This is a genomic window from Endothiovibrio diazotrophicus, assembly GCF_054657215.1.
Genome location: NZ_BAAHXB010000176.1, coordinates 1 through 7,050 on the forward strand (window position 1 = coordinate 1; position 7,050 = coordinate 7,050).

Sequence of the window (7,050 nt, forward strand, 5' to 3'; positions counted from 1 at the left end):
TCCTAGAGGGCGATGTGGCGCCGTAGACGGCGTGCCTCCGTTCGTCACGACGCGGAGCGTCGAAGAGGGCGTTCCCACGCAGAGCGTGGGAACGAGTGGTGGATGGGGCGCGCGTCCATGCCCCCCCTCTTAATTTCCGATAAAAATGATCTACATTTAGCGGACAACGCGTGATCCCGTGAATCCGGAGGAGGCCGACCATGAATCCGCTGAACGAACTCTCCCACCACGGCCAGAGCTACTGGCTGGACAACCTCACCCGCCGCATGCTGGAGGACGGCTCGCTGAAGCGGCGGGTGGTCACCGAGTCGCTGCGCGGCGTCACCTCCAATCCGGCGATCTTCAACAAGGCGATCTCCTCCGGCGACGAGTACCGCGCGCCGATCGCCCGCCTCGCCGCCGACGGGCTCTCCACCCCCGCGATCTACGAGCGGCTGGCGGTGGCCGACGTGACCGATGCCTGCGACCAGTTGCTGCCGGTCTACCGCCGCACCGACGGGCGCGACGGCTTCGTCAGCCTGGAGGTCTCGCCCCATCTGGCCGACGACGCCTGGGCCAGCGTGGCGGAGGCCGAGCGGCTGCATGCCGCGGTCGGCCGCCCCAATCTGATGATCAAGGTGCCGGCCACCCGTGCCGGCCTGGAGGCGGGGGAGGCGCTGCTGCGCCGTGGCATCCACGTCAACTTCACCTTGATCTTCACCCGCTCCCGCTACGCCGAGGTGGCCGACCGATACCTCTGCGCCCTGGAGTGGCGGCGCGAGCACGGCGAGCCGGTGGCGGAGGTCGCCTCGGTGGCGAGCTGCTTCCTCAGCCGCATCGACGGCGCGGTAGATCGGCGGCTGGAGGCCCTCGGCGGGGAGGCCGCCGCGGGGTTGTCCGGCCGTGCCGCGGTGGCCAATGCCAAGCTGATCTACCGCCACTTCTCCGATCTCTTGGACGGCGTCCGCTGGGCGCGGCTGGGGGCCGCCGGGGCGCAGGCGCAGCGACCGCTGTGGGCCTCCACCTCGGTGAAGAATCCGGCCTACCCCGACCTGCTCTACGTGGAGCCGCTGATCGGACCCTACACCGTCAACACCCTCCCCGAGGGGACCATCGATGCGCTGCGCGAACACGGCCGGGTGGTCGGTGGCACGGTGAGCGAGGGGATCGACGAGGCCGAGCGGGTGGTGGCCGAACTGGCGGCGCTGGGGATCGACCTGGAGGAGGTGGGCGACGAGCTGTTGGCCGACGGTCTGCGCCTCTTCGTCGAGCCCTTCGACGCCCTGCTCGCCACTATCGACGGGCTGCGCCCGGGGGAGGCGAGGCGCTCCGCCGGGTAGGCGGGCGAAGAGCCGCCTCCGCGTCTTGACCGTGGGTCGAATGGTGATATCGTTTGTCGGCAAGTGATATCGCAGAGGGGCTGGAGATGACCCGCACCATCGTCAACATCGCCGACGACGACAAGGCGTGGCTGGAACGGCGCGCCGCCGAGGAGCATGTGCCGATGACCGAGGTGGTGCGCCGGGCGGTGCGCTACTACCGGCAGAGCCGCGAGCGGATCGGGGATTTCGACGCGCTGCTCGACGAGACCTCCGGATCCTGGGCCGGAGAGGACGGTCTGGCGTATCAGGTGAAGTCACGCGACGAGTGGGAACGGTGAGACTCCTGCTCGATTCGGTGATCCTCATCGACCACTTCAACGGCATCCCTCCGGCCACCGCCTACCTGCGCGAGGTGAAGGCGGAGGCGGTGATCTCGGTGATCACCCGCGCCGAGGTGCTGGCCGGCTTTCCCACCGATCGGGGGGCGCTCGCCGCGCGCCTGCTCGACACCTTTCCCGCGCTTACCATTGACACCCCGGTGGCCGACCTTGCGGCCCGGTTGCGCCGCGAGCAGCGCTGGAAACTGCCCGACGCCCTGCAGGCGGCCCTGGCGCAGCACCACGGCCTGACCCTGGTGACCCGCAATACCAAGGACTTCGCCCCCGAACGCCACTCCTTCGTGCGCGTCCCCTACGCCCTCCCCTGAGTCTCCATGGAATCGATCATCCCCTACGCCGCCACCGCCCTCTGGTTCGCCTACACCGCCCGCAAGCTCCGCTTCGACCTGCACATGGCGCAGCAGAACGGCTACTTCGCCGGCCGCTACCTGCGCTGGGCGCGGCGCAACCTTGTCGTCGCCCTGCCGCCGCTCGCCGCCGTTCCGCTGCTGGCGCCGGCGGCGGGTCCCTGGCTGGTCGCTGTGTGGGGCGGGCTCTATCTGCTGCTCAATCTGCTGCGCCGTGAACGGCCGCAGAAGAAGGCGCTGGTGATGACCGCCCGGGCCAAGCGGCTCTACGGCCTCTCCCTGGCCCTCGCCGCGCTGCTCGCCCTCGTCGCCGTGATCAACGGCCTCGGCGCGGGCTGCGTCGCCCTGCTCGGTGCGGTCGCGCTCGCCTCGCCGCTGCTGCTGCTCGCCGCCAACCTCCTGCTCCACCCGGTGGAGCGCGCCATCCAGCGCTGGTACCTGGAGGACGCCCGCCGCGCCATCCGCGCCGTCACCGGCCTGCGGGTGATCGGCATCACCGGCTCCTACGGCAAGACCTCCACCAAGTTCCTCCTCGGCGAGGTGCTCGGCCGCCACTTCACCACCCTGATCACCCCCGAGAGCTACAACACGCCGATGGGGGTCACCATCACCGCGCGGAGCCGCCTCAAGCCGATCCACCAGCTCTTCGTGGTCGAGATGGGGGCCAAGAAGCGCGGCGACATCCGCGAGCTGTGCAGCCTCGCCGGTCCGCGCATCGGCGTGCTCACCGCCATCGGCCCCCAGCACTTGGAGACCTTCGGCTCCCTGGAGACGGTGCAGGCGACCAAGGCGGAGCTGATCGAGGCGCTGCCCGCCGACGGGCTGGCGGTGCTCAACTGGGATGACGACAACGTCCGCGCGGTGGCCGACCGCACGCGGGCGCGGGTCGTCCGCTACGGCCTCCACCCCGAGGCCGACTACCGGGCCGAGGCGGTGGAGACCACTGCTGCCGGCACCCGCTTCACCGCGGTCACGCCCCATGGGGAGATCGCCATCGAGACCCGCCTGCTCGGTGCCCACAACGTCGCCAACCTGCTCGCCGCGGTGGCGGTGGCCGGCGAGCTGGGGGTGGAGCCCGTGGCCATCGCCCGCACCATCCGCGCGGTGAAGCCGGTGCCGCACCGGCTGCAGCTGATCAAGGGGGCGGGCGGGGTGACGATCATCGACGACGCCTTCAACGCCAACCCCACCGGCGCCATGGGCGCGCTGGCGGTGCTGCGGGCGATGGGCGGGGGGCGGCGCATCTTGATCACCCCTGGCATGATCGAGCTGGGCGCCGAGCAGGAGCGCGCCAACCGTGCCTTCGGCGAGCGGGCCGCCGAGAGCGCCGACTACATCGTGCTGGTCGGGCCGAAGCAGACCCGGCCGATCCAGGAGGGGCTGCGCGCCGCCGGCTGGCCGGAGGAGAAGCTCTACGTTGCCCGCAACCTGGACGATGCCCGCGCCCACATCGAGCCCACCCTGCGGGCGGGGGACGTGGTGCTCTACGAGAACGACCTCCCCGACACGTTTGCCGAGTAGGGCCGGCTGGGGGCCGGCCGGCCCTATTCGGCAAACGTGTTGATGGTGGAGTGCTCGCCACCAACGGAGCGGTGAGTGATAGACGAACGGCGGATGTGCCGGGCGGGGCGGCGCTCCCTTGTCGGGAGGCGTCCGGGAGTGGGATACTGCGCCGCTCGTTTTTCCGGAAATTCGAAAAAATAATCAAAGACCTATAGAACGATGAGTGATCTTTACCAGACCTCCGGGCTGCTCGCCGGCGAGACCATCGAGAGCATGCGCGACGCGGTGCTGTCGATGGATCGCAAGGGCAGCGTGATCATGCTCAACCCCGCCGCCGAGCGGCTGCTGCGGGTGACCGCCGACGAGGTGCTGGGGCAGAGCTTCGCCCAGACCTTCATCGACCGCAGCGAGCTGGAACGGCTCAACGACTGCGTGCTGGAGGCGATCTACGATCCCGCCACCCCGCACACCGCGGAGATCCAGATCGAGGATGCGGCGGGGGCTACCCTCCATCTGGTGGTGCGCACCAATCTGTTGACCAACGAGGAGGGCGAGCCGGTCGGCGTGGTGGCGGTGATCGCGGACGTCAGCGAACGGGTGCAACTGCTCGAACAGCAACTGGAGAGTGCCCGCACCCAGCAGCAGTTCGGCCAGTTCTTCCTCTACAGCCTGGGCGTGATGTCGATCGGCACCATCGTCAACAACCTGCTCGCCCGCTCCATCGTCGAGGTCAACATCTACACCCAGGCCTTCGCCTGGGAGTACCTGATGATCCTGCTGCTGCCGAGTCTGTTCATCATCCGCCTGATGAAGATGCCGCTGCGCGAACTGGGGCTGAGCCGCGAGGGGTTCGGCCAGTCGCTGAAGGAGGGGGTGGTCGTCTCGCTGGTCTTCACCGCTCTGGTGGCGATCCTCTCGGCGACCCTCTCCCACTACGACATGCTGCCGGGAAAACCGGGCGGGTTCGAGCTGGTGGGGACGATCACCTACTTCGTCCACAGCTTCCTCCAGGAGCTGGTCGCCCGCGGCTTCTTCCTCACCGCCTTCCTGCGCTTCCTCAACGACCGGCGGGGGATCAAGTCGGTCTTCCTCACCTCCTCGCTGTTCGGCATGTTCCACCTCCACTTCGGCTTCAGCGCGGTGATCCTGACGCTGATCAGCGGGGTGGTCTTCGGCATCTTCTACCTGCGCAACCGCAACCTCGCGGGGGTCACCCTGATCCACTTCATGTCCGGCGGCTGCGCCTTCTGGTTCGGGCTGTTGTAGCCGTCATCAAGCCATCTGCACCCGCTGGAGCCGCAGGAGTCGGCGGCGGAGAACCGGCAGGGGCTTGCGGCGCCTCGATTCGGCGCCTGTGGTCAACGCGGAGGACGCGGCGTCGCGCGCCTTTCGTCATGGAGCGTAAAGAGGGCTCCGGATCAGTTGGATTGGAGGGCGTAGGCGAGTAGCATTGAAGCCCTCGGAGAGGTAGTATCCGGCGCCTCCCGTTCAACGAAAATGCGTTAGGTTACCGTCAGTCCGTTCCACCCACTGAATGAAAGAGTCCGTCGCCAAAGAGGCCCGTGAGATGGCCGAGCGGATGCGCGATCTGCTCGACGGTTCGACGCCGGGGCCGTGGGCCGGGGTCCATGGCCAGGATCGGCGGCGCGACCGCGGTGCGGTGCGGACGGGGGCGATCGAGACCGAGTTCGCCTCGGGCAAGCGGGTGATCTGCGAGGAGGTGAACGGCGCCGACAAGGCCTTCATCCTCTACGCCCGCAACCACTTCGGTCGGCTGGCCGAACTGCTCGATCTGCTGGCCGAGCGGCTGGAAGGGGCGTCGCCGTCGGCTGCCGCCGCCCCCAGGCCGGCGGCCCCCGCGCCCGCCGCCGAGGCGCCGCCGGTGGACGTCGGCGAACACTTCAGCGGCGACGGCTTCGAGATCGATCTCTCCTCCCTGGAGGACGTGGACATGGAGGAGATTGCCGAGACCCTGAAGGAGCTGGAGCGCCGCGGCTCCGGCGGCTGATTTCCCCTTCCCGCCCCGGGCTCCCCACGATAGTCCGCTTCTCCCGATTCCTGCTATGGTGGGCGCCCACCCAAAGAGGAGAATCCGTCATGAGCGGTCTTGGTCTGTTCGCCCTCGCCTTGCTGCTGTTCGCCGTGGTGTTGGCCGTCCTGTCGGTGAAGATCGTCCCCCAGGGGATGGAGTTCACCGTGGAGCGGTTGGGGCGCTATACCACCACCCTGCGCCCCGGTTTCAACCTGATCCTGCCGCTGATCGACCGCATCGGTTCCAGGCTCAACATGCGCGAGCAGGTGCTCGACGTCCCCTCCCAGGAGGTGATCACCCGCGACAATGCGGTGGTGACGGTGGACGGGGTGGTCTTTTTCCAGATCATCGACGCGCCGAAGGCGGCCTACGAGGTGAACGACCTGGAGTGGGCGACCCTCAACCTGACCATGACCAACGTGCGTACGGTGATGGGTTCCATGGACCTGGACGAGCTGCTCTCCAAGCGCGACGAGATCAACGCCAGGCTGCTCGGCGTGGTGGACGAGGCGACCACGCCGTGGGGAATCAAGGTGACGCGCATCGAGATCAAGGATATCTCGCCGCCGAAGGATCTGGTGGATTCGATGGCGCGGCAGATGAAGGCGGAGCGGGAGAAGCGGGCGAAGATCCTCGAGGCGGAGGGCTTCCGGCAGGCGGCGATCCTCAAGGCGGAGGGCGAGAAGCAGGCGGCGATCCTCAACGCCGAGGGGGACCGGGAGGCGGCCTTCCGCGAGGCGGAGGCGCGCGAGCGGCTGGCCGAGGCGGAGGCGAAGGCGACCCAGATGGTTTCGGTGGCGATCGCCCAGGGGGACGTCAACGCGATCAACTACTTCGTCGCTCAGAAGTACGTGGAGGCGTTGCAGGCCATCGCCACCGCCGACAACCAGAAGCTGATCTTCATGCCGCTGGAGGCCTCCGGGGTGATCGGCGCGATCGGCGGCATCGGCGAGCTGGCCCGCGATGCGCTGAAGGCGCGCGAAGGGAAGGGGGCGTAGTGGAGGGGTTCATGGTGGAGTTCTGGCACTGGTGGGTGGCGGGGCTGCTGCTCGCCACGCTGGAGGTGTTCGCGCCGGGGGTGGTCTTCATCTGGCTGGGACTGGCCGCCGGAGTGGTGGGGGTGCTGCTGTGGGCGCTGCCCGATCTTGCCTGGGAGTATCAGATCTCGGCCTTCGCGGTGCTCTCGGTGGTGGCGGTGGTGCTGGCGCGGCTCTACCTGCGCCGCCGGCCGTTGCAGACCGACCGGCCGCTGCTCAATCGGCGCGGCGAGCAGTACGTGGGGCGGCGCTTGACCCTGGAGCAGGCGATCGTCAACGGCACCGGCTGGGTGCGGGTGGACGACAGCCGCTGGAAAGTGACCGGGCCCGATCTGCCGGCGGGGACCACGGTGAAGGTGGTCGCGGTGGATGGGGTGGTGCTCTCCATCGAGGCGGCGTGAACGGCCCGAAACCCCGCGTGTAGGAGCGGCC

General features: G+C 68.7%; 8 protein-coding genes. All 8 read left to right on the forward strand.

Annotated features, from left to right (window positions below):
• The first annotated feature begins 200 nt into the window (after nt 1-200).
• The 8 genes from tal to ACYQ2W_RS24720 all read left to right on the forward strand — a co-directional run bounded on the left by tal (nt 201) and on the right by ACYQ2W_RS24720 (nt 7,019).
• Nucleotides 201-1,319, forward strand: a complete 1,119-nt coding sequence (gene tal, locus ACYQ2W_RS24685) for a transaldolase (RefSeq protein ID WP_459873409.1) — start codon at nt 201-203, stop codon at nt 1,317-1,319.
• 86 nt (nt 1,320-1,405) lie between these two features.
• A complete protein-coding gene (locus ACYQ2W_RS24690) occupies nt 1,406-1,639 on the forward strand; it encodes a hypothetical protein (RefSeq protein WP_459873411.1) in 234 nt (77 codons plus the stop codon).
• A complete protein-coding gene (locus tag ACYQ2W_RS24695) occupies nt 1,636-2,007 on the forward strand; it encodes a PIN domain-containing protein (RefSeq protein WP_459873413.1) in 372 nt (123 codons plus the stop codon). The genes ACYQ2W_RS24690 and ACYQ2W_RS24695 overlap by 4 nt, the downstream gene beginning before the upstream one ends.
• A gap of 6 nt (nt 2,008-2,013) precedes the next feature.
• On the forward strand, nt 2,014-3,567 hold the full coding sequence (locus ACYQ2W_RS24700; RefSeq protein WP_459873415.1) for a UDP-N-acetylmuramoyl-tripeptide--D-alanyl-D-alanine ligase: 1,554 nt from the start codon (nt 2,014-2,016) through the stop codon (nt 3,565-3,567).
• A 201-nt stretch (nt 3,568-3,768) separates the two neighbouring features.
• Nucleotides 3,769-4,815, forward strand: a complete 1,047-nt coding sequence (locus ACYQ2W_RS24705; protein WP_459873417.1) for a PAS domain S-box protein — start codon at nt 3,769-3,771, stop codon at nt 4,813-4,815.
• Between the two features lie 268 nt (nt 4,816-5,083).
• Nucleotides 5,084-5,557 carry a hypothetical protein gene (locus ACYQ2W_RS24710; protein ID WP_459873419.1) on the forward strand — a complete coding sequence of 158 codons (474 nt, stop codon included), beginning with the start codon at nt 5,084-5,086 and terminating at the stop codon, nt 5,555-5,557.
• Nucleotides 5,558-5,646: 89 nt separating this feature from the next.
• Nucleotides 5,647-6,579, forward strand: a complete 933-nt coding sequence (locus ACYQ2W_RS24715) for an SPFH domain-containing protein (RefSeq protein WP_459873421.1) — start codon at nt 5,647-5,649, stop codon at nt 6,577-6,579.
• A gap of 11 nt (nt 6,580-6,590) precedes the next feature.
• The gene (locus ACYQ2W_RS24720) at nt 6,591-7,019 is read left to right on the forward strand and encodes an NfeD family protein (protein ID WP_459873423.1); all 429 of its coding nucleotides are present in this window, start codon (nt 6,591-6,593) and stop codon (nt 7,017-7,019) included.
• The last annotated feature ends 31 nt before the right edge of the window (nt 7,020-7,050 follow it).